The 25,624-nt window shown below is 67.8% G+C and carries 25 protein-coding genes; 11 read left to right on the top strand and 14 right to left on the bottom strand.

Annotation, left to right across the window (positions count from 1 at the left end):
* Positions 1 to 18: 18 nt before the first annotated feature.
* From ACFVVK_RS09835 to ACFVVK_RS09845, 3 genes are read right to left on the bottom strand one after another with little or no spacing between them, the layout of a single operon-like run.
* Positions 19 to 1,077: a hydrogenase expression protein HypE gene (locus ACFVVK_RS09835; RefSeq protein ID WP_390266235.1), complete on the bottom strand. Its 1,059-nt coding sequence runs from the start codon at positions 1,075 to 1,077 to the stop codon at positions 19 to 21.
* A 19-nt stretch (positions 1,078 to 1,096) separates the two neighbouring features.
* The gene (hypB, locus tag ACFVVK_RS09840; RefSeq protein WP_390266236.1) at positions 1,097 to 1,981 is read right to left on the bottom strand and encodes a hydrogenase nickel incorporation protein HypB; all 885 of its coding nucleotides are present in this window, start codon (positions 1,979 to 1,981) and stop codon (positions 1,097 to 1,099) included.
* A gap of 3 nt (positions 1,982 to 1,984) precedes the next feature.
* A complete protein-coding gene (locus ACFVVK_RS09845) occupies positions 1,985 to 2,314 on the bottom strand; it encodes a hydrogenase maturation nickel metallochaperone HypA (RefSeq protein WP_390266237.1) in 330 nt (109 codons plus the stop codon).
* Between the two features lie 227 nt (positions 2,315 to 2,541).
* Between ACFVVK_RS09845 and ACFVVK_RS09850 the strand changes: the two genes are divergently transcribed.
* Together ACFVVK_RS09850 and ACFVVK_RS09855 are read left to right on the top strand one after the other, a co-directional pair.
* Entirely contained in the window at positions 2,542 to 3,582 is a 1,041-nt protein-coding gene (locus tag ACFVVK_RS09850; RefSeq protein WP_390266238.1) for a HoxN/HupN/NixA family nickel/cobalt transporter, read from the top strand.
* 42 nt (positions 3,583 to 3,624) lie between these two features.
* Complete coding sequence (locus ACFVVK_RS09855) at positions 3,625 to 3,930, top strand: hypothetical protein (RefSeq protein WP_390266239.1); 306 nt, start codon at positions 3,625 to 3,627, stop codon at positions 3,928 to 3,930.
* On the opposite strand, the gene ACFVVK_RS09860 is transcribed toward ACFVVK_RS09855, so the two are convergent.
* The 5 genes from ACFVVK_RS09860 to ACFVVK_RS09880 form a co-directional block, all read right to left on the bottom strand.
* On the bottom strand, positions 3,927 to 4,562 hold the full coding sequence (locus ACFVVK_RS09860; protein WP_390266240.1) for a DedA family protein: 636 nt from the start codon (positions 4,560 to 4,562) through the stop codon (positions 3,927 to 3,929). The two genes, ACFVVK_RS09855 and ACFVVK_RS09860, sit on opposite strands and share 4 nt — an antisense overlap.
* A gap of 27 nt (positions 4,563 to 4,589) precedes the next feature.
* The gene (locus ACFVVK_RS09865) at positions 4,590 to 5,561 is read right to left on the bottom strand and encodes a pseudouridine synthase (protein WP_390266349.1); all 972 of its coding nucleotides are present in this window, start codon (positions 5,559 to 5,561) and stop codon (positions 4,590 to 4,592) included.
* A gap of 93 nt (positions 5,562 to 5,654) precedes the next feature.
* Entirely contained in the window at positions 5,655 to 5,831 is a 177-nt protein-coding gene (locus ACFVVK_RS09870; RefSeq protein WP_390266241.1) for a CsbD family protein, read from the bottom strand.
* Positions 5,832 to 6,145: 314 nt separating this feature from the next.
* Positions 6,146 to 6,580 carry a hypothetical protein gene (locus ACFVVK_RS09875; protein WP_390266242.1) on the bottom strand — a complete coding sequence of 145 codons (435 nt, stop codon included), beginning with the start codon at positions 6,578 to 6,580 and terminating at the stop codon, positions 6,146 to 6,148.
* 5 nt (positions 6,581 to 6,585) lie between these two features.
* Positions 6,586 to 6,843 (bottom strand): hypothetical protein, encoded by a 258-nt coding sequence (locus tag ACFVVK_RS09880; RefSeq protein WP_390266243.1) that lies wholly within the window; start codon positions 6,841 to 6,843, stop codon positions 6,586 to 6,588.
* Positions 6,844 to 7,166: 323 nt separating this feature from the next.
* Between ACFVVK_RS09880 and ACFVVK_RS09885 the strand changes: the two genes are divergently transcribed.
* From ACFVVK_RS09885 to ACFVVK_RS09900, 4 genes are all read left to right on the top strand, one after another.
* Entirely contained in the window at positions 7,167 to 7,880 is a 714-nt protein-coding gene (locus tag ACFVVK_RS09885) for a TetR/AcrR family transcriptional regulator C-terminal domain-containing protein (RefSeq protein ID WP_390266244.1), read from the top strand.
* 88 nt (positions 7,881 to 7,968) lie between these two features.
* Complete coding sequence (locus ACFVVK_RS09890) at positions 7,969 to 8,766, top strand: alpha/beta fold hydrolase (RefSeq protein WP_390266245.1); 798 nt, start codon at positions 7,969 to 7,971, stop codon at positions 8,764 to 8,766.
* Positions 8,763 to 9,473, top strand: coding sequence for an esterase/lipase family protein (locus ACFVVK_RS09895; RefSeq protein WP_390266246.1), 711 nt, complete (start codon positions 8,763 to 8,765; stop codon positions 9,471 to 9,473). Before ACFVVK_RS09890 ends, ACFVVK_RS09895 begins: the two co-directional genes overlap by 4 nt.
* A 107-nt stretch (positions 9,474 to 9,580) precedes the next feature.
* Positions 9,581 to 9,973: a VOC family protein gene (locus ACFVVK_RS09900; protein WP_390266247.1), complete on the top strand. Its 393-nt coding sequence runs from the start codon at positions 9,581 to 9,583 to the stop codon at positions 9,971 to 9,973.
* Positions 9,974 to 9,989: 16 nt separating this feature from the next.
* On the opposite strand, the gene ACFVVK_RS09905 is transcribed toward ACFVVK_RS09900, so the two are convergent.
* Positions 9,990 to 11,504 carry a PLP-dependent aminotransferase family protein gene (locus ACFVVK_RS09905; protein ID WP_390266248.1) on the bottom strand — a complete coding sequence of 505 codons (1,515 nt, stop codon included), beginning with the start codon at positions 11,502 to 11,504 and terminating at the stop codon, positions 9,990 to 9,992.
* A 21-nt stretch (positions 11,505 to 11,525) separates the two neighbouring features.
* Between ACFVVK_RS09905 and ACFVVK_RS09910 the strand changes: the two genes are divergently transcribed.
* Positions 11,526 to 12,197 carry a YitT family protein gene (locus ACFVVK_RS09910; protein ID WP_390266350.1) on the top strand — a complete coding sequence of 224 codons (672 nt, stop codon included), beginning with the start codon at positions 11,526 to 11,528 and terminating at the stop codon, positions 12,195 to 12,197.
* Here ACFVVK_RS09910 and ACFVVK_RS09915 read toward each other — a convergent pair.
* The 5 genes from ACFVVK_RS09915 to ACFVVK_RS09935 all read right to left on the bottom strand — a co-directional run bounded on the left by ACFVVK_RS09915 (position 12,194) and on the right by ACFVVK_RS09935 (position 20,716).
* Positions 12,194 to 13,126, bottom strand: a complete 933-nt coding sequence (locus ACFVVK_RS09915; protein ID WP_390266249.1) for an Fpg/Nei family DNA glycosylase — start codon at positions 13,124 to 13,126, stop codon at positions 12,194 to 12,196. The genes ACFVVK_RS09910 and ACFVVK_RS09915 overlap by 4 nt on opposite strands.
* Positions 13,119 to 18,248 (bottom strand): DNA glycosylase AlkZ-like family protein, encoded by a 5,130-nt coding sequence (locus tag ACFVVK_RS09920; RefSeq protein ID WP_390266250.1) that lies wholly within the window; start codon positions 18,246 to 18,248, stop codon positions 13,119 to 13,121. The genes ACFVVK_RS09915 and ACFVVK_RS09920 overlap by 8 nt, the downstream gene beginning before the upstream one ends.
* Before the next feature lie 77 nt (positions 18,249 to 18,325).
* On the bottom strand, positions 18,326 to 18,964 hold the full coding sequence (locus ACFVVK_RS09925) for a DUF4232 domain-containing protein (protein WP_390266251.1): 639 nt from the start codon (positions 18,962 to 18,964) through the stop codon (positions 18,326 to 18,328).
* A 147-nt stretch (positions 18,965 to 19,111) separates the two neighbouring features.
* The gene (locus ACFVVK_RS09930; protein ID WP_390266252.1) at positions 19,112 to 19,702 is read right to left on the bottom strand and encodes an SRPBCC family protein; all 591 of its coding nucleotides are present in this window, start codon (positions 19,700 to 19,702) and stop codon (positions 19,112 to 19,114) included.
* A 9-nt stretch (positions 19,703 to 19,711) separates the two neighbouring features.
* The gene (locus ACFVVK_RS09935) at positions 19,712 to 20,716 is read right to left on the bottom strand and encodes a LacI family DNA-binding transcriptional regulator (protein WP_390266253.1); all 1,005 of its coding nucleotides are present in this window, start codon (positions 20,714 to 20,716) and stop codon (positions 19,712 to 19,714) included.
* 173 nt (positions 20,717 to 20,889) lie between these two features.
* Here ACFVVK_RS09935 and ACFVVK_RS09940 point away from each other — a divergent pair, with 173 nt between their 5' ends.
* Genes ACFVVK_RS09940 through rhaS form a run of 4 tightly spaced genes read left to right on the top strand, consistent with a single transcriptional unit; the run spans position 20,890 to position 25,619 of the window.
* A complete protein-coding gene (locus ACFVVK_RS09940; RefSeq protein ID WP_390266254.1) occupies positions 20,890 to 22,455 on the top strand; it encodes a sugar ABC transporter ATP-binding protein in 1,566 nt (521 codons plus the stop codon).
* Entirely contained in the window at positions 22,452 to 23,474 is a 1,023-nt protein-coding gene (locus ACFVVK_RS09945) for an ABC transporter permease (protein WP_390266255.1), read from the top strand. The genes ACFVVK_RS09940 and ACFVVK_RS09945 overlap by 4 nt, the downstream gene beginning before the upstream one ends.
* On the top strand, positions 23,464 to 24,477 hold the full coding sequence (locus ACFVVK_RS09950; RefSeq protein WP_390266256.1) for an ABC transporter permease: 1,014 nt from the start codon (positions 23,464 to 23,466) through the stop codon (positions 24,475 to 24,477). The genes ACFVVK_RS09945 and ACFVVK_RS09950 overlap by 11 nt, the downstream gene beginning before the upstream one ends.
* Positions 24,478 to 24,533: 56 nt before the next feature.
* Positions 24,534 to 25,619 carry a rhamnose ABC transporter substrate-binding protein gene (gene rhaS / locus ACFVVK_RS09955; protein WP_390266351.1) on the top strand — a complete coding sequence of 362 codons (1,086 nt, stop codon included), beginning with the start codon at positions 24,534 to 24,536 and terminating at the stop codon, positions 25,617 to 25,619.
* The last annotated feature ends 5 nt before the right edge of the window (positions 25,620 to 25,624 follow it).

Consider the following 25,624-nt stretch of genomic DNA (forward strand, 5'->3'; position numbering starts at 1 on the left):
CCTGTCTGGAAGGGGTGGTTACCAGGTGCGCCGGGCCCCGGTGAGGAGCTCAGTGCCGGGCCGGCGCCACTTGGGCTCCTGGTCCAGGGTGTGGGTGGTGATTCCACGCAACGCCCTGATGGCCGTGCCGTACGGGCGGATGGTGTTGGTTGAAAGCCTGCCGCCGGGCGGTTCATCCATGAAGGGCATGAACTTGTCCGGGAAGCCCGGCATGGTGCAGCCGATGCAGATGCCGCCGACGTTCGGGCAGCCGCCGATGCCGTTCATCCAGCCGCGTTTGGGCACGTTGCATTTGACCACCGGCCCCCAGCAGCCAAGCTTGACGATGCACTTGGGGGAGCCGTACTCGGTGGCGAAGTCGCCCTGTTCGTAGTACCCGGCCCGGTCGCAGCCCTCGTGGACCGTCTTGCCGAACAGCCACGTGGGCCGCAGGGCCTCATCCAGCGGAATCATCGGCGCCTGCCCGGTGGCCTGATAGAGCAGGTAGGTCATGGTTTCGGAGAGGTTGTCCGGCTGGATGGGGCAGCCGGGCACGCACACGATCGGAATGCCTGCCTTGGACTTCCAGTCGTACCCGAGGTAGTCCGGCACGCCCATGGCCCCGGTCGGGTTCCCCGCCATGGCGTGGATGCCGCCGTAGGTAGCGCAGGTGCCGGCGGCGACAATCGCGGTGGCCTTGGGGGCAAGGCGGTCCAACCATTCGCTGGTGGTGATGGGCTGGCCGGTCTCGAGGTCGTTCCCGAACCCGCACCAGTAGCCGCCCGGGGCGTGGAGCTTTTCGTTGGGGATGGATCCCTCCACCACCAGGACGAACGGCTCCAGTTCGCCGCGGTCCGCCTTGCGGAACCATTCCAGGAAGTCGTCGGCCCCTTCCTGCGGGCCGCACTCGAAGTCGATCAGGGGCCAATGCATGGCAATGCGGGGCAGGCCCGGCAAGGCGCCGAGGGCTATTTCCTCGACACTGGGCTGGGTGGCCGCAGTCAGGGCCACAGAATCGCCGTCGCAACTGAGCCCCGCGTTGATCCACAGCACGTGAATGAGGGCTTCTTCGGCCTTCAGGGAAGTTTCGGTAGGCATCGTTGCCTCTTTCGGGGCCCTAGGGGCTCAGCGTGTTTGTCAAAGATTCGGTCAAGGTGGATGAGCGGGGACCGGTCCCCCCGAGCCAGTCATACCAGCCGGTGAGGCCGTCACCGGTGGAGGCCGAAAGGACCAGGAAATCGCTGCGCGGATTGATCTGCCGGGCCCTGCGCTGGAACCCGTCGACGTCGAAATCAACGTAGGGGAGCAGGTCCGACTTGTTGATGACCACCAGATCGGCTGCCCTGAACATGTGCGGGTATTTCTGCGGCTTGTCATCACCTTCCGTCACGGAAACAACTACTACTTTGGCTGCTTCACCCAGATCGAACAGCGCCGGGCAGACCAGATTGCCCACATTTTCGATGAACAACGTGGACCCTGCCTCCGGGTCCAGCGCGTCCAGCCCGCGCCTGAGCATGTCGGCGTCCAAGTGGCAGCCTGCCCCGGTGTTGATCTGGACGACGGGCCGTCCCACCGCGCGGATGCGGTCCGCGTCCAAGGATGTCTCCTGATCGCCTTCGATGACGCCGGCGCGCAGCTGTTCGCCCAGGTCCGCAAGGGTGCGGACCAGGAGGGTGGTCTTGCCGGCACCCGGGGAGCTCATCACGTTCAGCGCCCGGATTCCGCGGCCCTCCAGCCAGCCCCGGTTCCTCGCCGCGAGCACCTCGTTCTTGTGGAGCAAGCTCTGCTCCAGGGGGATGATCTCAGGAGTGTGATCGGGGGAATGGTCGTGGGTGTGCTCGTGGGAATGGTTGTGCTCGTGGTCGTTGTCGTGCGAATGGACGTGCTCGTGGTCGTGCGAATGAGCATGCGGCTGTTCCGGCGGCAGGGCGCCGGCAGGTTCCTGAATGGTGGAAACCCTGATGTTTGTCTCGTCACCGCATCCGCAGGTTGTACACACTGGCTAAACCACCTCCACCGACATCAGCATGAGTTCGCGGCCACTGAGGACTTCGACGTCGGCGCTTCCGCACGGACACAGCAGGATCAGGTCAGTCAGGTCGAAGTCGTCGTGGCAGCTTCGGCATCGGGCCACGCCCTGGGGTTCGTCGATCATCAGCTTCGCGCCGGCCAGAGGGGTGCCCGCGGAAGCCACATCAAAGCAGAAGCGCATGGCGTCGGGGAGGACACCGGACAACGGACCCACCTGCACGTTGACCGCAGTGACTTTCCGCTCGCCGGTTTGGTCGAGGACGGCTTCGATAAGGCTCTGCGTGATGGAGAGTTCGTGCATTGCGGCACCCCTTCCTGCCAAGATAGGCGCGCCCCGGATAAAACACAACCACCCGATCTGACGCCGGCGTATACTGCCGAAAAGGCGGCCAAACCACACGGACAGCGGACCGCCCGCGGACCCGAGGCTGGATCATGAAGCAACCGGAGGTTACGCGCCCGGGACGGATCCGCGGCGCGAGCAGTGCCCTATCGGGCCGGGAGTGGGCATCGGTCGGTGGAGTGGCCGTGTGCGTTGCTTTCCTCCACATTCTGGGTTGGGGCGTCTTGGCAGGCGTGGCGGATCCGCAAAGCATCCCGGTCGGTTCTGCCGGGGTTTTCGGTGTCGGTCTGGGGGTGGCCGCCTACACCCTGGGCTTGCGCCACGCTTTCGACGCCGACCACATCGCCGCCATCGACAACATCACCCGCAAGCTCCGTGCCGAGGGCAAGCGCAGCATGTCGGTGGGGTTCTGGTTTTCGCTGGGCCACTCAAGCATCGTGTTTGGCCTGTGCGCCCTGCTGTCGGCCGGAATCCGCGGACTGGCAGACCGGGCCGTGGCCGCGACGTCGGAGCTCCATACTTTTCTAGGCCTTGTGGGCACAGCAGTTTCCGGCGTGTTCCTGTTGTGCATCGGTGTCCTGAACCTCGTGCTGCTGCGGGGCATCATCAAGTCAGCCGCGCGGATGCGCACCAGTGAAGCAGCCGAGGAGGACCTGTCAGCCCAGACGCCGTCGCCGGGGGTGTTGTACCGGGTCTTCGGCCGAGCCGCTCGCCTGGTCACCCGTCCTTGGCACGTGTACGGACTCGGATTGCTGTTCGGCCTCGGCTTTGACACCGCCACCGAGGTCAGCCTCCTGATTCTGGCCGGGGGTGCGGCGGCTTCCGTACTGCCCTGGTACGCGATCATGACTCTGCCGGTCATCTTCGCCGCAGGCATGAGCCTGCTGGACTCCCTGGACGGCTGCCTCATGAACTTCGCCTACGGCTGGGCAGTGTCCCGGCCTGTCCGCCGGGTCTACTACAACATCGTCATCACGGGACTTTCGGTGGCTGTCGCCCTAGGCATCGGCTCGATCGAGCTGATCTCCATCCTCGTGGAGCGAGCCGGGATCACAACCGGTCCGTTGTCCGCAATCGGTGGCCTTAACCTGGACTCCGTGGGGTACACGGTGGTAGCGCTGTTCCTGGGTACGTGGGTGCTGGCCATGGGGGTCTGGAGGTTCGGCCGCATCGAGGAGCGGTGGTCCGCTCCGGTCAGGAACCCGGACGTCGGCGTCGGCAGCTGAACCGGGCAGCCGGAGGCACCCGATGCATTTAGGCTTGAGCCTATGCCGTCGTTCCAAACCAGACTGAAGATCACCGGGCTCAAGCCGGGAAACGCCCCGGAAGCGGTGATGGCCGCGGCCATCGAGGCGCTCGCGACGCGGCACCACGTCGAATCACACCAGCTCGAGCTTGCCGGCGGCGTACCGCAGCTGAACCTGCGCTTCCTGGTCGAGGCCACCGCGGACAGCGCTGAGAACAGGCAGGCAATTGAATCGGCAGCCATGATGCGTGACGCCGTCGAACGCGTTGCTCTTACCGGAACGCTGACGGTGCTGCGCCGCAGCCGCGGCCGCTGGGCGCCGGTCTAGAAGTCCAGTTCCTCGTCCGGATCGCTCGCCACGGCCGCCACGGGGGAGTTGTTTCCCCGGCGGCGCGTCACCACCACGCCCACGACGGCGCCGATCACCATTCCGACGCCGACGCCGATCAGGGAGCTCGCCCAGAACGGGAGCCCGGTCGCGGAGCCGGTGAAATAGCCCAGTGCCACGGACCAGCTTGCCCACAGCAGGCCGCCCAGGGCCGCGCAGAGGCTGAACCCGCGGGTGGAGACGTTGGCAATCCCGGCTGCGGCCGTCGTGGCCAGCCGCCCGCCGGGGATGAAGCGGACGCCGATGATCGCTCCGTAGGTGGAGGACCGGCCCGCCTTAGCAATGGCCGCGTGCACCGTGGCGTGGAAATGGCGGCCCCATCTCCAGCGGTCGAGCACGTGGCTCAGGCGCCGTTTGAAGAGCTGGAAGACCAGGACATCGCCAATCCATGAGGACAGGGCCGCGAGGAGCACCACGAGGAAGCCGTTGATGCTGCCTGCGGCGGAGAGCGCACCGCCTGTGATGACGATCATTTCGGAGGGGAGAGGCGGGAAGAGGGCGTCGCCGATCACGAAGGGGAAGATCCAAAAATAGATCGCGGCACCCCAGCTGTCCGCATTTCCCAAGTCCATGGGCACAAGGTACCGTACTTCGGGCCGCTATCGGGCGTGGCTCAGGTTCAGTCGGCTGCGGTATTCCACGGGGGTCCCCGAGATGGGGTCGACGAAGCGGATTCCGCGCGCCAGCAGCTGCAGCGGCTTGGCGTAGTCGTCCGGGGCTTTGTCCAGCAATACCGGGTAGAACGCGTCGTTGACGATGCCCAGCCCCAGCGAGGCCATGTGGACGCGGAGCTGGTGGGTCTTCCCCGATTGTGGCTCCAGCCGGTACAGCCCGAGCCGTCCGGCGAGGGCCGCGGCGGTGCCCGGCGCCGGACCCCCTCCGGCTGGAGTGCCGGCGTCGAACGTCCGCAGCAGCTCAATCCGGGTCTCCGTGTTGGGCTCGCCGTCGATGACTTCGGCCAGCAGATAGCTGCGGGACTTGGTCATCCGGTTCCGCACCACCACGGGGAAGCCGACGGCCGGGTGCCCGGGAGCCGGGGCGGCCGCCGCCACACACTCGTACTCCTTCTGGACCTGGCGTTTTTCGAAGAGCACTTGGTACTTGCCGCGGGTGGCGGGATTGGTCGAGAGCAGCAGGACGCCGGCGGTCATCCGGTCCAGGCGATGCATGGGAATGAGGTCCGGCAGGCCGAGCTGGTTCCGGAGCCGGACAAGGGCCGATTCCTGGATGTAGGTGCCGCCGGGCGTCGTGGGCAAGAAGTGGGGCTTATCCACCACCAGCAGGTGGTCGTCCTGGTGCAGGATATTCAGTTCCACCGGCATGCGCGTCTCGGGAGGCAGCGTGCGGTAGTACCAGATGAAGGTGTGCTCCTGCAGTGGGGTGCTGCGGTCCAGTGCCACCCCAGCCTCACCGACGATCTCCCCGGCGTCGAACCGGTCCTCGATGCCTTGCGGGTCGATGTGTCCCCAGCGATGCATCATGTAATCCAGCGCCGTGTCCCAGGGCCCCTCCTCGGGCAGGCGAAGGCGGGTTGCGTTCACGCCGTCGCGCACGGGCAGGGGGGATTGCATCACCCGGCCCATTCTACTTGGCCGGCAGGAGAGAACGACGCGAGGGATGCGGCCCCCAACAGGAGCAGCATCCCTCGCGCCGTCGTCTGGCTTTCAGTCTTTCTTGAAAGCGTCCTTGACCTTTTCGCCGGCCTGCTTCAGGTCCGCCTTCGCCTGATCAGTCTTGCCCTCGGCCTTCAGGCTGTCATCGCCCGTTGCCTCGCCGGCAGCTTCCTTGCCCTTGCCGCCGAGCTTCTCTGCGGCGTTGTCGATCTTGTCTCCCAAGCCCATGGTGGCCTCCCTGCGGTTGGCTGTCCCCGGGGCGAGCCCCCGGGGCTGACAGTTCCATCCTATGGCCGCCGCGCGGGCCTTGGACAGGTTCTGGAAAGACCACCGCGGTCAACTGTTTCCCGGGTAGACGAGGCTCTCCGTGTCTTCCTGCTTTGCCGGCATGTCCGCAAGCCCCTGGGGTGAAAGATCCATCCCTGCCAGTAGTGCACCCGTCGCGGCGGCCAGTTCTGGCCCGTGGTGGGCGTTGTGGTGATCGGTGATGTTGTGTCCGTTTCGTCGGTGGTGAGTTGGCTCCGTGGTGCCGGTTCGGCGCGTCAGTGGGGCAGTTCCATCTGGAAGCCGCACCTGCAGCGCAGGACCCGAGTTTGCAGGTACACGCCCAGAAGATCAGCGGGCCCGGGGTCGGTGGTGAGCGGAAGGTATGCATTCCGCATCGCCGGATCTGCCGGTGCCATGGCTTCTCCGCAATGGATGTAGCCTCCGTCGAGACGCCCCAGCTCCAGGGCGTCACGGGCCCTGGTGGGACGGGCCATGATGGCGGCCACGAACTGTGCGGTTGTCGCCAGTACCCGGGACCCGCCGCAGCGGGAGCAGTCGAAGGCAACGGCGAGGGTTTCCTGCAGCTGGTTGAGTCGGGTGATCGTGCCGACGACGAGGTGGTCGTCGGAGTCGCAGTAGGTACACCAGGGCCGGTGGCCCATGGGTTGGTGCGCGTCCCGCGGAACGTACGTGCCGGCCGATCCGGGCACGCGGTTCAGACCAGGACCGGGTAGCTGCTCAGGATGTAGTCCGCTGCGGCGGCCCCCTTCATTCGCAGACCGTTGTTGTGTCGCGACACGAGGCGGGACTTCATCGCCGCCCAGAAGGCCGCTTCCCTGACGGGCAGCTCACCCGTCACGCAGCACCAGCTGGTGTAGAGCCCGTAGAGCTGGTCCCGCTCAAGTTTGGAGTCCGAATCGAGCTCGTGGATGGTGGATTCCTGAAGAAACTGGTCAAAATGCCTATCTGCCATGGTTGGCTCATTTCCGCGGGGGTGCTAAAGATGCCGCCGTGTGGCTACAGCAGCTGACGATCCGGTGTCCAGCACGGGGGCATCGGAACGGGGATTTCAATCTGGATGTCGCTGCCCGGGCGCTGGCGGATGGGTCCGAAAGCGGACCGGGCGCATTGGACCGAGGTGCAGGTTGAACTGCAGTGGCATTTCGGTTCGGTGGAATGTTTCCCTGCAATCTGCGTCACATCATTTCTACAATGTAGACTTTAGGCGTAGACAGTCTAGGAAGCAAGCCTGCCAGCCCTCGCTCGGCTGGGTATTGCTTGGTCAGGATAGAAGCCATGAAGGCCCCGCAAGACCTCGCAGACAGCCCAGGCGCGGCCGGCAACAAGAGCCGATTGAGCCGTGAAATCGTCCTCTCCGCCGCGCTGGAACTGGTCGATGCAGAGGGCCTGGAGGCGCTGACCATGCGCCGGCTCGGGCAAAAGCTGGGCAGGGACCCCATGAGCCTCTACCGCTATGCGGCGAACCGGGCGGCGGTCCTGGACGGAGTTACTGAACTGGTCCTCAACCAGTTGCCCGCCGTGCCGGCTGGCCCTGACTGGCAAGCGCAACTCCGGCGCATCGCCCATGATTTCCGACGGCTCGCGCTGCGCCACCCCAATGTCGTGCCCCTGCTGGTGACGGCGCCGCTGTCGACGCCCCTGGGCCTCCGGCCGCTCGGCACGCTTCGCCCCGTGGAACTCATTCTTTCCCTGCTGGTCGACGCCGGGTTCTCGACGGCGGACGCCCTGCATGTCTACCGCGCCTACTACGGGTTCCTCTACGGGCACATCCTCAATGAGCTGCAGGAGTGGGTGGTGGACCCGGACGAGAACGAGGCACTGCTGCGCCTCGGCCTCCACAACCTCCCGGTCAAGGAATTCCCGCGTCTGCGCGCCCTCGCGCCCGTCCTCGCCGACTACGACGGCGCTGCGGAACTCGACCAGGGCCTGGCCATCCTGCTCTCGGGCCTGGCGGCCCGCCTGGTCCATGGTTTACAGCCGGGTCACTGATCCTGAAGGATCGGGAAGGATGCGCGCCGACGGGGCCGCCACCGACAGGGTGAACCGCTCCCAGCCGATAGGAGGCTATCCTCTACGGATGGCTGATCTCACCGTTTCCGACGTCCGCTGGCAAGGGCTGAGCGGGCGCATGTATGCGTCCCGCGGAGCGGGGAAGGCCCGCGCCGAGGGCGAGGCGGCCCCGGCTTTCGTCCTCGTCCACGGCATTGGAGTGTCCCACCGCTACCTGTTCCGGCTGCACCAGTTGCTGGCCGAGACCACGGACACGTACTCGATCGATCTTCCCGGCTTTGGCGGGACGCCGAAGCCGGGCCGTCGGTTGTCGGTCGGGGACTACGCGGACTTCATCCTGGCCGCCCTGGACCAGGCGGGGGTGACGTCCTGTGTGCTGGTGGGGCATTCGATGGGAACCCAGTTCGCGGTCGAGGCCGCCATACGGCAGCCGGACAGGATCACCGAGCTCGTCCTCATGGGCCCGGTGGTAGACCCCCGGCGGCGCTCGGTGACGCGGCAGGCCCTGGACCTCACCACGGATTGCGCGTTCTTCGAGAGCGCCAGTTCCAACCTGATCGTCCTGACGGACTACCTGAGGTGCGGGCCCCGGTGGTACCTCACCGAGCTCCCCGTCATGATGGCCTACCCCCTGGAGGAACGCATCGGCGATGTTGGGGTTCCGGTCCTGGTGTTAAGGGGTGCCAAGGACCCGGTGGCATCGCGCGACTGGTGCCAGGTGCTGGCCGCGCGCGCTGCGGCCGGGGATTTCCGTGAGGTTCCCGGACGCGGCCACGTCGTCCAACACACCGGCACCACCGCCGTCGCACGAGCCATCCTGGATTTCGCCGGGCGTCCCGGCAGGACCCTGGAGGCCACGGCATGAGTTCCGTGCTGCGCAAGGCGCTCTGGTGGGCCCAGGACTACGCGTATGCTGCCGGGTGGCAAATCCGCGGTGCACTGTCCCGGACGAGGGCTGATTCCTTCCACAGCGGCCACCGCAGTCCCGTGGTGGTGATCCCGGGCGTGTACGAGAACTGGCGGTTCATGTTGCCGCTCATCACGGCCCTGCATGCCGCCGGGCATCCGGTCCACGTGGTCAAGGTGCTGCAGTGGAACCGGCACGAGGTGCCGGTCGCCGCACGCTTCGTGGCCGAACACATTGCCGCGGCCGGCCTCGAGGGAGTCAGGATCGTCGCCCACAGCAAGGGAGGCCTGATTGGTAAATACGCCATGCTCGCGATGGACGCGGAACGCCGGATCGACCGCATGGTCGCCATCTGCACGCCGTTCTCCGGATCGCGCTACGCGCGTTACCTGCTCATCCCCAGCCTGCGCATCTTCTCTCCCCGCAACGCCCTGACGCTGCAGATGGCCCGCGAAGAAACCGTCAACCGCAGGATCAGTTCCGTCTACGGCGTCTTCGATCCCCACATCCCCGAAGGAAGCGCGCTGCCCGGAGCCAGGAATGTCCAGCTTCAGACGGCCGGACATTTCCGGATCCTGGGCGATCCCGACACAGCTGAAACGATTCTCGATGAACTCCACCCTAGCGACGTCGCCGCGGAGTCCGGCGCTCCTGACGCCAGCTAATCCAACGGGCTGAGCACTTTGCGGGGCCTCAGGCGACGCAACAGGGCCCGAATTGATGGCCCGGGCAAAGTGTTCCCAGCACGGAGCCCGGCAAATACCATCACGGTATGGAAACCCGGCTGTTCGCCTATCTCAGTTACGCTGACGCGCCCGCGGCCCTGGATTGGCTGCGGAAAGTGGGCTTTGAAGCTGTCAACCGCCAAGACGGGCCCGACGGCACTGTGGTGCACGCCGAGCTGCGTATGGGGGAGGCCGTGGTGATGGTGGCGAGCAGCGACGCCGATTACCAAAGGCCGCAGCTGATCGGCCGGTCGACTGGCCACGGCCTGTACCTGCTGGTCGACGACGTCGACAATTTCTATGGCAAGGCTATGGCCGCAGGCGCAACCTCAGTCATCGAACCGGAGGATACAGAGTGGGGGTCCAGGCGCAGCAGGGTTCTGGATCCCCAAGGGCAGGAATGGAGTGCCGGCTCCTACGAACCCGGGGCGCGCTGGTAAGCGCCGAACGGTCCGGTCAGGCAATCGCGGCGGCAGGCGGTGCCGGGAGGTTCCGCCGCAACTGGGGAGAACGCTCAAGCCGGTCCTGAGCGGCGCGCAGGGCCAGGACCGCGGTCTCCAGCTGCTCCGGCGGCAATGTGAACGGCACCCGTAGATAGCGATCAAAGGCGCCGCCCACGCCGAACCTCGGACCGGCGGCGAGCCGGACGCCGAAGTCCGGGGCAACCACCGCTAAGGCAGTGCTGATCGGAACCGGAAGCTGGCACCAGACGGACAGGCCGCCGTCGGGCCGCTCCGCCTGCCAGGTGGGCAGGTGTTCCGCCATCAGCCCGAGGAGGGCGTCCCGGTTGCCCCGGAGCGCCTCGAGCCGCGCCGGCAGCGGCTCGGACAGCGCGGTGACCAGATGGGCGGCCGCGAGTTGCTCCACCACGGGACCGCCGAGGTCCATGGTGGTCCGGGCGGCAGCGAATCGCTGGATCAGTGGCTCGCTGGCCCGGATCCAGCCGGTACGCAGCCCGGCCCAGTGGGATTTGCTCAGTGAGCCGATCGAGACCACCGCGGGGCTGAATGCCGTCATCCGCACCGCGGACATTGCGTCAAGGTTGAGCTCGCGCAGCGTTTCGTCGACAACCAGCACGGTGCCGGACGCGGCCGCGGCCCGGACCAGCCGCCGCCGCTGGGGATCGGGCATCAGCCGGCCCGTCGGGTTGTGGAAGTCCGGCACCACGTATGCCATGGCCGGTCGCAGCTGCAGCAGTGTGGCCTCCAGCGCGTCAAGATCCCAGCCCGCGCCCGCGGGCATGGCCACCGGCACGGGCCGGCAGCCGGCGGCGCGGATGGCATCGAGGGCGTTCGGGTAGGTCGGGTGTTCCACGAGGACTTTGTCTGCCCGGCCGGCGAGGGTCCGCAGCACAATGTTCAGGGCGTGCTGCGCGCCGGAAGTCACGAGGATCTGGTCCGCGGTGGTGGGCACGCCCTCGGACGAATAGCGGGCTGCGATTGCCGCCCGCAGCGCGCCCACCCCGAGGGCGTCGTAGCCGAAGCCGGGCAGCAGGGCCGGGAGTTCCGTCAGCGCAGTGGCAAACGCGCGGTGCACCACCTCGCCGCTCGCCGGCAGCGACGCGTACGCCAGGTCAAGGAGGCCGTCCGGAACGGCCAGGCCCGGCGGCCCGCTGAGCGTGGATGCGGCATCCGGCCCGCCGTGTCCGGTGGCACCCTCCCCGCCGTTCGGGCCCGCCCCGGCGGTCAGGGTGCCGTGACGCGGAATGCAGGTGCGGCCGCGGCTGCCCTGGCCGCTGCTGAGGAAGCCCTGCTCGCGCAGCAGCGAATATGCCGCCGTGACGGTGGTCCGGCTGACACCGAGCGTTGTGGCCAGGGACCGCTCACTGGGAAGTGCGACGTCCAGCGCGACGCGTCCGTCCAGGACCAGCAGGCGGACGACGTCGGCCAGTTCGCGGTAGGCGGGCGCGGCGCCCACGTTCCATGCGCCGAGGAGACGGGCAAGCGAGCTGGGGTTCAGGAAGCCGGACATAAAGCCAGTATCTCAAACTGGATATGGTTTACAAGGCCAGTTTCAGAGAGGCTTGAGCCCATGATGACTCGCAGACTCTTCCAGCTACTGATTGGTCTCGCCCTGTACGGCGTCTCCCTCGCGATGTTTATCCGGGCGGGGCTCGGCTTGGACCCGTGGGACGTGTTCCACCAGGGCATAGCTGGCAAGTTCGGCCTGAGCATCGGCACTGTGGTGGTGATCGTCAGCTTTCTGGTGCTGCTCCTCTGGGTTCCGCTCCGGCAGATGCCTGGATTGGGCACTTTGGCCAATGCGGTGCTGGTTGGCGTCTTTGCCGACATCGGACTGGCATTGATCCCGGAGTTCTCGCACCTCGGCGGCCAGATCGGCCTGCTGGCGGGGTCCGTGCTGCTCAACGGCATTGCAACGGCCTGCTACATCGGCGCCCGCCTCGGGCCCGGACCCCGGGACGGTCTCATGACGGGAATCGCCCGCCGCACGGGATGGTCGGTGCGGGCGTCACGGACCGGCATCGAAGTGGTGGTGCTCGGGGCCGGCTGGTTGCTCGGCGGTTCAGTCGGAGCCGGAACGGTCATCTATGCCCTGGCCATCGGCCCGCTGGTGCAGCTGCTGCTGCCGCGGTTCACGGTGCCGGAACGGCCAAAGCCAGGGCAGCCCGTCGCGGCAACCGATCCGGCCGTCGCCGCGCCCTAGGCCGGGCGTGCATTGTTCGGGCCCGGCGCGGGCTGGCAGGTCGGGCAGTAGTAAATGTCCCGCTCTTCGGTGCCGGTGTCCTTGGCCAGGACTCCCCGGCGCACGGGCGTGCGGCACCTGACGCACGGCTGGTGCTCCCGACGGTAGACCCAGTAGCCGGGAAGCGCTGGCGTCCGGCCCACGGACCGGCCGCCGGGACTCAGCACCGTGGTGCGCCGGCCGGGTCCCAGGTTCGCTTCCAGCAGGACTTTGGCATGGGTGATCATGCCGGCCAAATCCGGCACTGAAGAGACCGGCGCCGCCGGATGGACCCCCGAGAGGAAACAGGCCTCGCAGCGGTAGATGTTGCCGATGCCCGCGAGGTTCCGTTGGTCCAGCAACGCCACCCCGATCGGGACGTCGGGAGCGGCGCGGATCCGGCGCTCGGCCTCGGCCAGGTCCCAGTCCGGGCCGAGGATGTCCGGGCCGAGGTGGCCCACCACGGAGTCCTCCTCGGAGGTGCGGATGACCTCCAGAAGGCCCAGGGAAAATCCGACGGCGTCGGCCGTGGCGGTGCGCAGCACGCACCGGGCGGTGAAGCCGGGCTTTCGCCAGCGCCCGCCCGGAGCATAGATCTGCCAGGCGCCTTCCATCTTCAGGTGGGAGTGGATAGTCAGCCGCTTGGCTGGGGTGCCGGCTCCGGTGACGGTGCCGGTGCCGGCACCGTTGTGCGGGCGGCCGGCGGAGGACTCAAACGCGCCGTCTGCCGCCGGCCCCACGAGCCGCATGAGCAGGTGCTTGCCGCGCGGTACTACTTCCTCCACCGTCCAGCCGTCGAGCTTGAGGGTGGCAAAGCGGGGCACTCGGAAATCGGAGGAGATCAGCTGCTGGCCGGCGAGTGCGGCGTGCAGTTGCGCGGCCGCGCGGAACACGGAATCGCCCTCAGGCACGGATCCTCAGTCCCTTCGGAGTGGAGTAGGCCCCGGCCTGGACGAGGGCGGCGGCGATGGGGGTGTCCAGGATGCCGTGCCCGTTGACCTTCTCCATGATCAGCTTGTCCATGGCCCCGCGGGTCACCACGCCCACCAGGGCCGCACCGGCCGCTGCCAGGACGTCGGCGTCGTCGCTGAAGGCGAGCAGGGTCTTGCCGCCGCGCTCCACATACAGCACCAGTGCGCCGTCGACCAGAACAACCAGGGCGCCGGCCTTCCGGCCGGGACGGTGTCCCGTGCCGGCGTCCTCGTTGAGTGCAGGCCAGGGCAGCGCGGCGCCGTAGGGGTTGGCCGGGTCGGTCGCGGCGAGGGCCAAGGCCACCGGCTCGGCCTTGTGCAGCTGGGCGTCTTCGACGTAGGAGCGCAGCCGGTCCACCGTGGCCGGGACGGCGAACTGCGCGGCTCCGAGGTGTTCGATGAAGTAACCGCGGCGGCAGCGCCCGGCTTCCTCGAGCCTGGCCAGCACCTTATACATGAGGCCGAACCCGCCGAGAATGTTTTCCGCCATCACCGAGCCGCGGGTGACTACGCCGTAGCGGTCCAGGAGGAGTTCCGCGGTGGCGCGGGCATGGATGGTGGGGTCGAGTTCCGGAGTGGGCAGCGCGGACCAGCGTCCCGCGGCGAGCGGCGGCGCGGGGGCGGTGCCGGCTCCGGAGCCGTACCGGCCGCCGGTGAGCCCCGGCGATCCCAGCAGGCCGGTGCCGTGGGCACGCCCGAGCCGGCTGAGCCGCGGGGCGCGGGCCCGGGGGGCGCGTCCCACCTGCCGGTGCGCCGTGTGGCCGCCGGCGATGAGGGCCCTGACAGGGGCGAACGTGTCGCCGGTGATCCGGCCGGCCCAGGCAAGATCCCACAGGGCCGCCACGACGTCCTGGTCGCTCAGCACAGCGTCCATTCCGCCAGCGACGTCGGTCAGCTGCCGGAAGAAGTAGCCGCCACCGTTGTTCTGCAGGTGCTCCAGCAGCCGTTGCTGGGCGTCGCCGGGCGCGAAATCGATGGCCGGATTCAGCGTCAGTTCGGCCGAGTCGGCGAGGTGGAGGCTGACCCAGCCGTCGTTGCCGGGCAGCGGGCCGGCACCGGACCAGAGGACTTCGCCGGCGGCCATAAGTTCGTCCAGCATGGCGGGCTGATAATTCGAGACCCGGCTGGCCAGGACGAGGGGCTCCCAGGCCGAGGCGGGAATCGGCACGCCGGAGAGCTGGTCGACGGCGGTGACGATCCCGTCCAGCCCGCGGAGCGCTGACTGGCCGCGGCCGCCGGGTACCCGCACGTTCTGCCAAGCCGGAAGGAACCGGCCGTAAGCGGTGGTGTCCACCGGCTCGACTTCGGCCCGGAGCGCGGCCAGCGAACGGCGGCGCAACTTGCGGAGGACCTCGGCGTCGCACCATTCGCTCACACTGGCCACAGGCAGAACAACAGGCAGAACAACAGGCAGAACAACAGGCTGAACGGGCGCCGAGGGCGCGGTGTCCCCGGCTTCTTCGCTGCCCGCAACGGCTGGCGGCGGCGAAGCGTGCGGGCGGAACTCGCCTTCCACCACCCGGCCGTCGTCGGCAAGCCGCTTCAGCGCCGTGCCGACGACGGCGACCCCGAGCCCCAGCCGGGCCGCCGCTTCGGCGGCGGTAAACGGCCCGTGGGTCCGGGCGTAGCGCGAGACGAGATCCCCGAGCGGGTCCGCGACGGGTGCGATGAAGGCCAGCGGTACGCCCATGGGCAACGGCACGCCGAGGGCATCGCGGAGCCGGGCGGCATCCTCGACCGCAGCGTAGCGTTCAGCGCCGCCGATATTGACCTTGATCGCCCGGTTGGCGCGCTGCAGCACCGCGAGGTGGGCCGCGGCGTCGGCGACGGGGGCGTCCGGAAGCGCGGCAGCTATGTCCCCGGCTCCCGCTCCGACCTGGTCAAGCCCGGGAGCGGACTGATCCTCGGTGGCTGGAACGGAAGCCGCCTGAGCTGGGTCGAGCCGGGCGGCGACTTCGCCCGGGGTGAGCGGACCCAGGAGGCGCAGGAGGTCGGCCACGCCCTCCAGCCCGCGCACTTTCCGGTCCGGCGCCAGGCGCTGCAGTTCGCGTTCGGTGGCGTCGATGACTTTCGCGTCGAGCAGTTCGCGCAGCTCCACCCGGCCCAGAAGTTCGTTGAGCAGGGTCGAGTCCAGGGCCAGGGCGGCGGCCCGGCGTTCGGCCAGCGGCGAGTCGCCTTCATAGAGGAACTGCGCGACGTAGCCGAACAACAAGGACTTGGCGAACGGTGACGGCTGCTGCGTGGTGGTCTCCACGATCCGCAGCTCCCGGCGTTCCACCGAGGCGGCGATGTCCTTCAACGCCGGAAGGTCATAGACATCCTGAAGGCATTCGCGCACTGTCTCCAGGACAATCGGGAACGTCGGGTACTTCCGGGCGACATCCAGCAGCTGGGCTGAACGCTGCCGCTGCTGCCACAACGGCTGACGTTTGCCGGGGTTCTGCCGGGGCAGGAGCAGCGCCCGGGCAGCGCACTCACGGAACCGGGACGCGAAGAGGGCGCTGCCGCCAACCTCGGCGGTCACGATCTGCTCGAGTTCCTCAGGGTCAAAGAGGAAAAGGTCGGCGCCCGGCGGCTCGTCCTCCATCATGGGAACCCGCAGCACGATGCCGTCGTCGGCCGCCATGGCCGAGCCGTCCATCCCGTAGCGCTGGTGCAGGCGCTGGCCCACCGCCAGGGCCCACGGTGCGTGCACCGGCAGGCCGAAGGGGCTGTGCAGCACCACCCGCCAGTCGCCGAGCTCGTCATGGAACCGCTCCACCACCAGGGTGGTGTCGCTGGGGACCACCTCGGTGGCGAGCCGCTGTTCGGCGAGGTACTGGATCAGGTTGTTCGCGGCGTAGTCGTCCAGCCCGCTGGCCTGGCAGCGCTCTGTGGCCGGTCCGACGTCGGACGCTGCCAGTTCGCGCATGAACGCGCCGAGGGCGCGGCCAAGGTCTACCGGCCGGCCGAGCGAATCGCCTTTCCAGAACGGGAGCTTGCCGGGCTGGCCGAATGCCGGCGAGACGAGGACGCGGTCGTGCGTGATGTCCTCGATCTTCCAGCTGGTGGCGCCGAGCGCGAAGATGTCGCCGACCCGGGACTCATAGACCATTTCCTCGTCGAGTTCGCCCACCCGGCGCCCGCCTTTGGCTGCGGCGGTGGCGGGGCTGGCAGCCCTGCCGTCCGCACCGGCAGAACCGCCGGTGCCCTCGGCTTCGGTGCCGATTATGTAGACGCCGAAGAGCCCGCGGTCCGGAATGGTCCCACCGGAGGTGACGGCGAGCCGCTGCGCGCCGGGACGGCCCTCGATGGTGCCAGCGTTCCGGTCCCAGATGACCCGCGGCCGCAATTCCGCGAATTCGTCCGAGGGATAGCGCCCGGCCAGCAGGTCCAGGGTTGCCTCGAACGCGGAGCGGGGGAGTGAGGCGAAAGGCGCGGACCGCCGGACCGTGGCGAACCACTCCTCGACGTCGATGGCCCCCAGCGCGGTCGCGGCCACCGTCTGCTGGGCCAGGATGTCCAGCGGGTTGGCCGGGACGCTGAGCCGTTCGATCTTGCCGTCGAGCATGCGTTCGACGGTGATGGCCGTGTGGACGAGATCGGCCCGGTGCTTGGGGAACAGGACGCCCTGGGAGATTTCGCCGACCTGGTGGCCGGCACGGCCCACGCGCTGCAGGCCGCTGGCCACCGACGGCGGCGACTCGACCTGCACCACGAGGTCCACGGCACCCATGTCGATGCCAAGCTCCAGGGAGGACGTGGCCACCACACAGCGCAGCCGCCCGGACTTGAGATCGTCCTCGATCAGGGCGCGCTGGTCCTTGGACACGGAGCCATGGTGCGCGCGGGCCAGCACAGGATCCGCGCCGGCGGTGCTGCCGGCCTGGGCCATCATGTGCGCCGGCGTCGCGGTGGAGGCCGGCACCGCAGCCGCACCGCCGGGCATGGCCTCGATAGGGACGGTGCTGGTGGGCACGGCATCAACCGGCACGGCATCGAAGTCCGGCGCCCCCACGCCGAAGTCGTCCCAGCCGCCTCCGGCTGCCATCAGCTGGCGTTCGGCATAGATCTCGTTGAGCCGGGCGGTCAGGCGCTCGGCCAGCCGCCGGGAGTTCGCGAACACGATGGTGGACTGGTTGGCCAGCACCAGGTCCACGATCTTTTCCTCCACGTGCGGCCAGATGGACGCCTGCGGTTGGAGTCCGGAAGCGGGGCCGGAGTCGAAGGCGCCGGCCGCGCCCTGCAGATCGGACATGTCCTCCACGGGGACAGAGACCGTCAGGTCCCAGTTCTTCCGCGACGGCGGTGCCACAATTTCGACCGGCGCGGAACCGGCGAGGAACTGAGCCACCAGTTCCTTCGGTTCCACGGTGGCCGACAGGCCGATCCGCTGGGCGGGCTTGGGCAGCAGCGCGTCGAGCCGTTCCAGCGACACCGCCAGGTGCGCCCCGCGCTTGGTTCCGGCGACGGCGTGGACCTCGTCGACAATGATCGTGTCCACTTCGCTGAGGGTCTCCCTCGCCTTGGAGGTCAGCATGAGGAAGAGCGATTCCGGGGTGGTGATCAGGATGTCCGGCGGGTGGCTGAGCAGCGAGCGGCGGTCAGCGGCAGTCGTGTCGCCGGACCGTACGCCCACGGTGATGAGCGGGGCGGCGAGGTTGAGGCGTTTGGCGGTCTGTGTGATGCCGATCAGCGGTGCGCGGAGGTTGCGTTCGACGTCGACACCCAACGCTTTGAGCGGCGAGATGTACAGTACGCGGGTCTTCCGCTGCGCGGCCCTGCTTTGGCCCGTCCTCCGGCGCGGGCCCTTGGCTGCCGTGTCCACGCCGGGCAGGGGCTCGGGTTCGGCCGGGGCGGAAACCAGCAGCCGGTCCAGCGCCCAGAGGAACGCCGCGAGCGTCTTGCCGGAGCCCGTAGGGGCGACCACGAGGGCGTGCGAGCCGGAGGAGATGGCATTCCAGGCGCCGTTCTGGGCCGGGGTGGGCCCCGAAAAAGCGCCCAGGAACCAGTCCCGGGTCGGCCGGCTGAACCGGTCCATGGCGTCGGCGGCAAGCATGCCGCCGCTCTCCTGCCCCTTCATGCCTCCATCATGCCCTACCCCGCCGACACTCCTGGCCGGGCGCGATCACGGCCAGCGAGCGGCCTCCGGGCCCGGTGCTACTTCGCCCGGAAGGCTGCGATGGTGAGCAGTTCGATTTCCGCGTTGCTGCAGGCGTCCCTGGGCTGCGCGATGAACAGGGAAGCGGTGTCGTTGGGCGGGTAGACTCGGAATCCTGCCGCCGCCGCCCGTGCGCAGTCCGGGTAGTTGCCGGCCTGGGTGTAGCGCAGCGTGGCGGTACCGGCTTTGCCGGGGGCGAGCACAACGTCCGTGACCGGAGTGGAGTCGTCGCGGGTGGCAGCGGCGCCGATCGGCTTGCCGTCGGGCCCCGCTGTGAGCGAGACGCCGGCGTAGCCCTTCAGAACGCAAGGTGCGCTGCCGGAGTTAGTCAGGATGAGCTCCATGTACACGCTGCCCGCCGCGCCCCCGCCGGTGGCGTCGGTGGTTGCGGTCAGGCCCGAAGACTTGCATGGCGCCGGCCCTGTCTGGGGCGCCGCCTGCGATGATGGGGCGGCTGCGGCCGCAGATTCGGTGCCGGTGCCGGAGGCCGTGGGCAGGCTTGTCACGCTGTCTGCCGGGGCGGCCGCGGATGTACTTGCCGGGGCCTGCGCCGCGCTGCCCCCGCAGCCGCTGAGCAGGAGGGCCGCCGCGGCAGCCGTCGTCAGAACCAGTGCATGCTTGATTCGGTGGGACCTCATGGCTCAACCATCCTGCCCAACGGTGCCTTAGTCAACGATGCCACGGCGGCGGAGCCGGATTGATGCCCGGATTGTAATTTCCGGGCATCAACCGAGGTCAACTGCTCGTGCGCCACAGCGGGGCCCATCGGCGCCGGCGCGGTTCCGCTAGCGGTTCCGCTGGGCGGCGGCGCGGATTTGCCGTCCTGGCCACCACGTAAAAGTGGGCGGCGGAGGAGCCGGAACAGCCCGTGGGTTGCCTGGCGGAATGCCTGCAGCTGCCCGGCGCCGGCGCAGTTCCAGGGCAAGGCTCTCCTGGCCGCGGGCCATCGCCCAGCGGTGGTTGGCGGCAAAGCCCGGTTTCAGCAGCCAGCTCAGCCGGCGCAGCAGGGGCTTGGCGGCACCGACGCGCCAGTCGTAGGTGATGACGGTTTCCGGGCCGTCCGGCTCGAAGGTCCACCGGCCGGTGCCGTTGAGGTCCCCGGCGGCGCTCAGGGTGAAACCGCGGCTGGTGACGGGCTCCGTGACCGTGAGCGTCCAGCGGAGCGTGTAGGGCAGCCAGCCTTTCGTGTGGAGATGCACGGGGCGCGGAATGCCGGGTCTGGGCTCCGGGGCGGCGCCAGCCACCGGTTCGGCGGCGAGGTAAACAGACGGCCACCAGCGGGGCATCGCAGTGGCCTCGCCAAGGATGGCTGCGACCTCCTCGGGCGTTCCGGCCACCCGCCAGACGGTTTGAAACTCGTAGTCTGTGCTGCCCATCGGGCCTCCCTAGCCGCGCCTCGTGCTCTGCCGGGCGACGAGTTCGGGCGTGAACACCACCTGGCTGTGCACGTGGCCGGGTTCGTCGTCGATCTCGTCGAAGAGGAGCTCGGCGGCACGTTCGCCGATCAGCTGCCTCGGCTGGCTGACGGAGGTCAGCGGGATGCTGGACTGGGAGGCGAAGTCGATGTCGTCGAAGCCGACGATCGCGACGTCCTCGGGCACCCGGAGCCCGTTGGCTGCGAAGGACTGCAGCAGCCCGAGCGCCAGCTGGTCGTTGGCGGCAAAGACGGCGTCCGGCCGATGGCCGGGTTCGATATCCGCGATCAGATCGCCGACGTGCCGTCCCCGCTCAAACTTCAAGTCGGGAGTTTCGAACAACTGAAGCGGTATCCCGGCCCGTTCGGCCGCATCGGCGGCGCCCCGGTGGCGGTCCTCGACCTGTTGCAGCGTGAACGGGCCGCCGACGAAGGCCGGGCGGACCGAGCCGACGCTGAGAAGGTGGGACAGCGCCGTCGCGCCGCCGGCGACGTCATCAACGGAGACCGAGCAGAACTGGTCGGTTCGGGCGAGCCGGTCAACGAGGACCGAGGGAATGCCCCGGGAGCGCATGGTTTCAAGCCGTTCGAGCACGTTCCCGAACGGGGTGATCAGGATGCCCTGGACCCGCTGCTGCTCGAACAGGTCAAGATAGGCCTGCTCCCGGCCGGAGTCTTCGGCGCTGTTGGCCAGGATCAGCGAATGCTTGTGGTCCTCGGCGACGTTTTCGGCGCCCAGTGCCACGTCGGTAAAAAAGGGGTTACGGACGTCCAGCACCAGCATGCCCAGGCTCCTGGTGGAACCGGAGCGCAGGGACCGGGCCGATTCGTTCCGCACGAATCCCAGCTCGTCAATGGCGGCCAGCACACGGCTTCTCTTGTCCGACGACACCTGCTCCGGCCGGTTGAGCACATTCGAGACAGTGCCGACAGAAACCCCGGCGAGCGCGGCAACATCCTTCAGCTTTGCACCCACGCCGCTTGGCACCGAAGAACCTCCCGCATCTGAATCGAATCAACTAGGCTCCAGCAATGTTACGCCGTTCACATCGCGTTCCTTCCGTAAACCTGTTGACACACCGTGGAAACAGGCCCTACCGTGTGAGTAGGTTCACAAATGAATCGATTCATTACAAAGGAGTAACGGACATGGCCGAAGCACAGGACGCCACCGTTCGAAGCAGCCGGAGTGCCGAGGTGGCCGACGTTCCGGTCTTGGAACTGCGCGACATCCACAAGTCCTTCGGCGCGGTGCACGCCCTGCGGGGAGCCAGCCTCAGCCTGCACCGGGGCCAGGTCACCGCGCTGGTCGGGGAAAACGGCGCCGGCAAGTCCACCCTGGTCAAGACACTTGCCGGGCTGCACCAGCAGGATCGCGGTCAGGTCCTGCTGGACGGCGAGGAGGTCTCGTTCCGCGATCCGCTCCATGCCCGCGAAGCAGGGATTGCGGTCATCTACCAGGAACCGACCATGTTTCCGGACCTCACTGTCGCCGAGAACATCTTCATGGGCCGGCAGCCGTTGCGCTCGATGCGCCGGATTGACCGGAAGTCGATGCGCCGGCAGGCGCTGGAGCTATTTGAGCAGTTGGGGGTCAAGATCGATCCCGACCGGGCCGCGCAGGGCCTCTCGATTGCCGACCAGCAGGTGGTGGAAATCGCCAAGGCCATTTCCCTCGACGCGCGGGTCCTGATCATGGACGAGCCGACGGCGGCACTGAGCGGCGTCGAAGTTAATCGGCTTTTCGCGGTCACCCGCACCCTGCAGGCCCAAGGTGCCGCCGTACTGTTTATCTCCCACCGCTTCGAGGAAGTCTTTGCACTGGCGGACTGGATCACGGTAATGCGCGACGGCGCGCACGTCGCCACCGCCCCGGCCGCCGAACTGACCGTAGACGGGGTGATCCGGCAGATGGTCGGCCGCGACGTCTCGTCACTGTTCCCCAAACAGGAAACGCAGATCGGGCCGACCGCCCTCGAAGTCAAGGGACTGAGCCGCAAGGGCGTCTTCTCGGATATTTCCTTCACGGTGAAGGAAGGCGAAATCGTCGGCCTCAGCGGTCTGGTGGGCGCCGGGCGTTCCGAGGTGGCGCGGGCCGTCTTCGGCATCGACAAGTACGACTCCGGCGAAGTGCTGGTCCGCAACGAGCCGCTGAAATCCCTGTCCCCCCGGGCATCGATGGCCGCAGGAGTCGCCTTTGTGCCGGAAGACCGGCGCAAACAGGGCCTGGTCATGGAGCTGAACGTGAGCCGGAACCTCACGCTCACGCTGCGGCGGAAGCTGAGCCGTTTCGGCCTGCTCACCAGCATGGCCGAGGCCGGAGCCACCAGGGAATGGGCCAAGAAACTGCAGATCAAGGCGGGGTCCCCGATGTCCCCGATTTCCACTCTTTCCGGTGGCAACCAACAGAAAGTCGTCCTGGGCAAGTGGCTGGCCACCGGCCCGCGCGTGCTGATCATTGACGAACCCACCCGCGGCATCGACGTCGGGACCAAGGCTGAAGTGCACCGGCTCATCTCCGAGCTTGCAGGCACCGGCCTGGCCGTTCTGATGATCTCCTCGGAGCTGCCCGAGATCCTGGGCATGTCCGACCGCGTGCTGGTGATGCACGAGGGCCGGATCAGCGCCGAACTTAGCCGCCACGACGCCACGGAGGAATCCGTCATGACGGCCGCCACGGGAGTCGACCCGAAAACCAAGGAGACCACAGCGTGACCACTTTATCCCTGCAACGTCAGCCGTCCATGGCCTGGGTGGGGACGTTGACCCGATCCCGCGAGTTCAGCGTCTTCCTGGCGCTGCTCATCCTCATCGCCGTCACGGTGGCCGCCAATCCCAGGTTCTTGAGCGCGCAAAGCATCAAGGACCTGCTGCTGAACTCCTCGATCCTCGTGATCCTCGCCGTCGGCCAGGCGATCGTGATCGTCACGAAGAACGTGGACCTGTCGGTCGGATCCGTGCTGGGCCTGACGGCCTTCGCCACGGGAAAAATCTTCATAGCGCTGCCGGACCTTCCGGTGATCGCGATGCTGGTCATCGGCGTCGCCTTCGGCGCGTTCCTGGGGGCCCTCAACGGAGCACTGATCGCGGTGGCCAAGGTGCCGGCCCTGGTGGTCACCCTGGGCACCTTGTACATATTCCGCGGCGTCGACTTCGCCTGGGCCCAGGGCCAGCAGATCAGCCCGTCCAACCTGCCGGCGGATTTCCTCGCACTCGGTGCCGGTGCCCTGCTGGGGTTCCCGTACCTGGCCCTGATCGCCCTCGCCGTCGTCATCGTCTTCGGCCTTTACCTGAACAACGCGCGTTCCGGACGGGAGTTCTACGCCATCGGTTCAGACGTTCTGGCCGCCCGGCTCTACGGGATCCGCGTGGGGCGGAAGGTCTTCTCCGCGTTCGCCATCTCCGGCGCCCTCGCGGGACTCGCCGGCGTGATCTACGCGGCCAAGTACGGCAACCTGGACGCGACGGCGGGCCAGGGCCTCGAACTGAATGTCGTGGCCGCGGCCGTGGTCGGCGGCGTCGCAATCGCCGGCGGCGTCGGCACGGTCTACGGAGCCGCAATCGGCGCCGTGCTCCTGACCACCATTTCCTCCGCCCTCCCGGTCCTGGGAGTCTCCCCGTTCTGGCAGCGTGCCATGGTGGGCGCGCTGATCCTGGCCTCGATTGTCTTGGACCGATACCTCGCCCTGCGCACCGAGCGCCGTCTGAGAGGACACGATTCACATGCTGGTTGAGACAGCACCGCCGGCAGCAGAAACCAGCCGGCCGCCCCGCTTCGGCTTCCTGCGCAGCTGGGACACCGCGATCATTGTGGCCCTCCTGGCCAGCATTGTGGTCGCCTCCCTGACCGTGACCGGGTTCGCGACGCCGCGCAACATCGGGTTCCTGCTCATCGACATCATCCCGATCCTGCTGCTGGCCCTGCCGATGACCTACATCATCCTGACCGGGGAGATCGACCTCTCCGTCGCCAGCATCGCCGGGTTCGTCAGCTGCGTGTTCGGAGCCCTCTGGAACGCCGGGATGCCGATGGAAACCATCATCCCGTTGTGCATCGTCCTCGGGGTTGTGTCCGGTGCCTTCAACGGCTTCCTCGTCTCGGTGGTCGGCCTGCCGTCCCTGGCCGTCACCATCGGCACCCTGGCCCTGTACCGCGGCCTTGCCTTCGTGGTCCTGGGGGACCAGGCGGTCACCAGCTTCCCACGGGCCATCACCACCGGCCTGCAGGCGAAGATCGGAACTACCGGCGTCCCGGTCTGGATTCTTCCGGTAATCCTGCTGGTCATCATCTTCGGCGTCGTCCTGCACTTCACGGGCTTCGGCCGCTCCCTGTTCGCCATCGGCTACAGCGTCGACGCCGCCCGCTTCTCGGGAATCGGCGTCGCCCGGACCAAGTTCTGGCTGTTCGTCATCTCCGGTGCCATCGCGGCCGTGGTCGGCGTCTGGTGGACGCTGCGCTACGGAAGCGCACGCGGCGACAACGCCACGGGCCTGGAGCTGTCGGTCATCGCGGCAGTACTGCTGGGCGGCGTGTCCATCTTCGGCGGCAAGGGCACCCTGCCGGGCGTCGTCGCCGGCGTCGGACTCCTCGCCATCCTGCGCAACGCCCTCCAGCTGGCCAGCGTCCCCGAGGACACCTTGTCCATGCTCACCGGCGGCCTCCTGATCCTCGCCGTCGTCGCCCCCAACGCCATCACCTGGGCGCGCTCCCTGTCCCGCAAAACCTCAGCGACCTGACGACCTCAAACCACAGCAACAACGACGTTCAGTTGAAAGGCACCACTATGAAATTCATGTCCACCACCGGATCCCGGCGCCTCGCGCCGACCTACATCGCCGTCGCCACGGGGCTCGCGCTGGCGCTCAGCGCCTGCGGCGGAACCACCAACAGCTCCAGCAGCGCCAGCGGCGGAGGCGCTACCTCCAGCGCCTCCGCGGATCCCAACGCCCCGATCAAGGAAGGCCTGAAGGTCGCGTTCCTGCCCAAGCAGCTGAACAACTCCTACTTCACCGTCACTGACCGCGGCGGCAAGACCGCGGTCGATGAGTACAAAGGCACCTTCTCCGAGGTGGGCCCCTCCGAAGCCAGCGCCTCCAGCCAGGTGAGCTACATCAACACGCTCACGCAGCAGGGCTCTAACGTCATTGCAACCTCGGCCAACGATCCCAAGGCGATCTGTTCGGCGCTGGACGAGGCCCGCAGTGCGGGGGCGAAGGTGGTCACCTTTGATTCGGACACCGACCCCTCCTGCCGGGACCTCTACGTCAACCAGGCCACCGCGGAAGGCATTGCGTCCACCCAGATCAAGCTCATTTCCGACGCCGTCGGACCCGACGGCGGGGACATCGCCATCCTTTCTGCCACGGCCAACGCCACGAACCAGAACGCGTGGATCGAGCTGATGAAGAAGGAACTCCAGAAACCCGAGTACTCCAAGCTCAAGCTCGTCGCCACTGTCTACGGCGATGACAACGCCCAGAAGTCCCAGCAGGAAGTCCAGGCGCTGCTCCAGGCCCACCCGACCCTCAAGGGCATCATCTCGCCCACGACCGTCGGCATTGCCGCTGCGGCCCAGTACCTTTCCGGGTCCGAATACAAGGGCAAGGTGCAGCTGACCGGCCTCGGCTTCCCCAGCCAGCTCAAGGAATTCGTGAAGAACGGCACCATGAAGTCCTTCGCCCTGTGGGACGTTGAGAAGCTTGGCTACCTCGCCGCCTACGCCGGCGCAGCCTTGGCGTCCGGCCAGATCACCGGCGCCGAAGGCCAGACGTTCAAGGCCGGCACCATGGGCGAATTCAAGGTGGGGCCAGACTCCACCGTTCTGCTAGGCGATCCCACGGTCTTCACCGCGCAGAACGTGGACCAGTACAACTTCTAGGCCCG

This window comes from Arthrobacter sp. NPDC058192 (assembly GCF_042883665.1).
Taxonomy (GTDB): domain Bacteria; phylum Actinomycetota; class Actinomycetes; order Actinomycetales; family Micrococcaceae; genus Arthrobacter.

Bases quoted from the DNA above. Each gene is read 5' to 3' on its own strand.
- ACFVVK_RS09920 (WP_390266250.1), bottom strand. From the start codon at position 18,248: ATGAAGGGGCAGGAGAGCGGCGGCATGCTTGCCGCCGACGCCATGGAC.
- ACFVVK_RS09900 (WP_390266247.1), top strand. From the start codon at position 9,581: ATGGAAACCCGGCTGTTCGCCTATCTCAGTTACGCTGACGCGCCCGCG.
- ACFVVK_RS09890 (WP_390266245.1), top strand. From the start codon at position 7,969: ATGGCTGATCTCACCGTTTCCGACGTCCGCTGGCAAGGGCTGAGCGGG.
- ACFVVK_RS09885 (WP_390266244.1), top strand. From the start codon at position 7,167: ATGAAGGCCCCGCAAGACCTCGCAGACAGCCCAGGCGCGGCCGGCAAC.
- ACFVVK_RS09895 (WP_390266246.1), top strand. From the start codon at position 8,763: ATGAGTTCCGTGCTGCGCAAGGCGCTCTGGTGGGCCCAGGACTACGCG.
- ACFVVK_RS09870 (WP_390266241.1), bottom strand. From the start codon at position 5,831: ATGGGCTTGGGAGACAAGATCGACAACGCCGCAGAGAAGCTCGGCGGC.
- ACFVVK_RS09860 (WP_390266240.1), bottom strand. From the start codon at position 4,562: ATGGACTTGGGAAATGCGGACAGCTGGGGTGCCGCGATCTATTTTTGG.
- ACFVVK_RS09865 (WP_390266349.1), bottom strand. From the start codon at position 5,561: ATGCAATCCCCCCTGCCCGTGCGCGACGGCGTGAACGCAACCCGCCTT.
- ACFVVK_RS09930 (WP_390266252.1), bottom strand. From the start codon at position 19,702: ATGGGCAGCACAGACTACGAGTTTCAAACCGTCTGGCGGGTGGCCGGA.
- rhaS (WP_390266351.1), top strand. From the start codon at position 24,534: ATGTCCACCACCGGATCCCGGCGCCTCGCGCCGACCTACATCGCCGTC.
- ACFVVK_RS09855 (WP_390266239.1), top strand. From the start codon at position 3,625: ATGCCGTCGTTCCAAACCAGACTGAAGATCACCGGGCTCAAGCCGGGA.
- ACFVVK_RS09835 (WP_390266235.1), bottom strand. From the start codon at position 1,077: ATGCCTACCGAAACTTCCCTGAAGGCCGAAGAAGCCCTCATTCACGTG.
- ACFVVK_RS09880 (WP_390266243.1), bottom strand. From the start codon at position 6,843: ATGGCAGATAGGCATTTTGACCAGTTTCTTCAGGAATCCACCATCCAC.
- ACFVVK_RS09950 (WP_390266256.1), top strand. From the start codon at position 23,464: ATGCTGGTTGAGACAGCACCGCCGGCAGCAGAAACCAGCCGGCCGCCC.
- ACFVVK_RS09940 (WP_390266254.1), top strand. From the start codon at position 20,890: ATGGCCGAAGCACAGGACGCCACCGTTCGAAGCAGCCGGAGTGCCGAG.
- ACFVVK_RS09925 (WP_390266251.1), bottom strand. From the start codon at position 18,964: ATGAGGTCCCACCGAATCAAGCATGCACTGGTTCTGACGACGGCTGCC.
- ACFVVK_RS09905 (WP_390266248.1), bottom strand. From the start codon at position 11,504: ATGTCCGGCTTCCTGAACCCCAGCTCGCTTGCCCGTCTCCTCGGCGCA.
- ACFVVK_RS09845 (WP_390266237.1), bottom strand. From the start codon at position 2,314: ATGCACGAACTCTCCATCACGCAGAGCCTTATCGAAGCCGTCCTCGAC.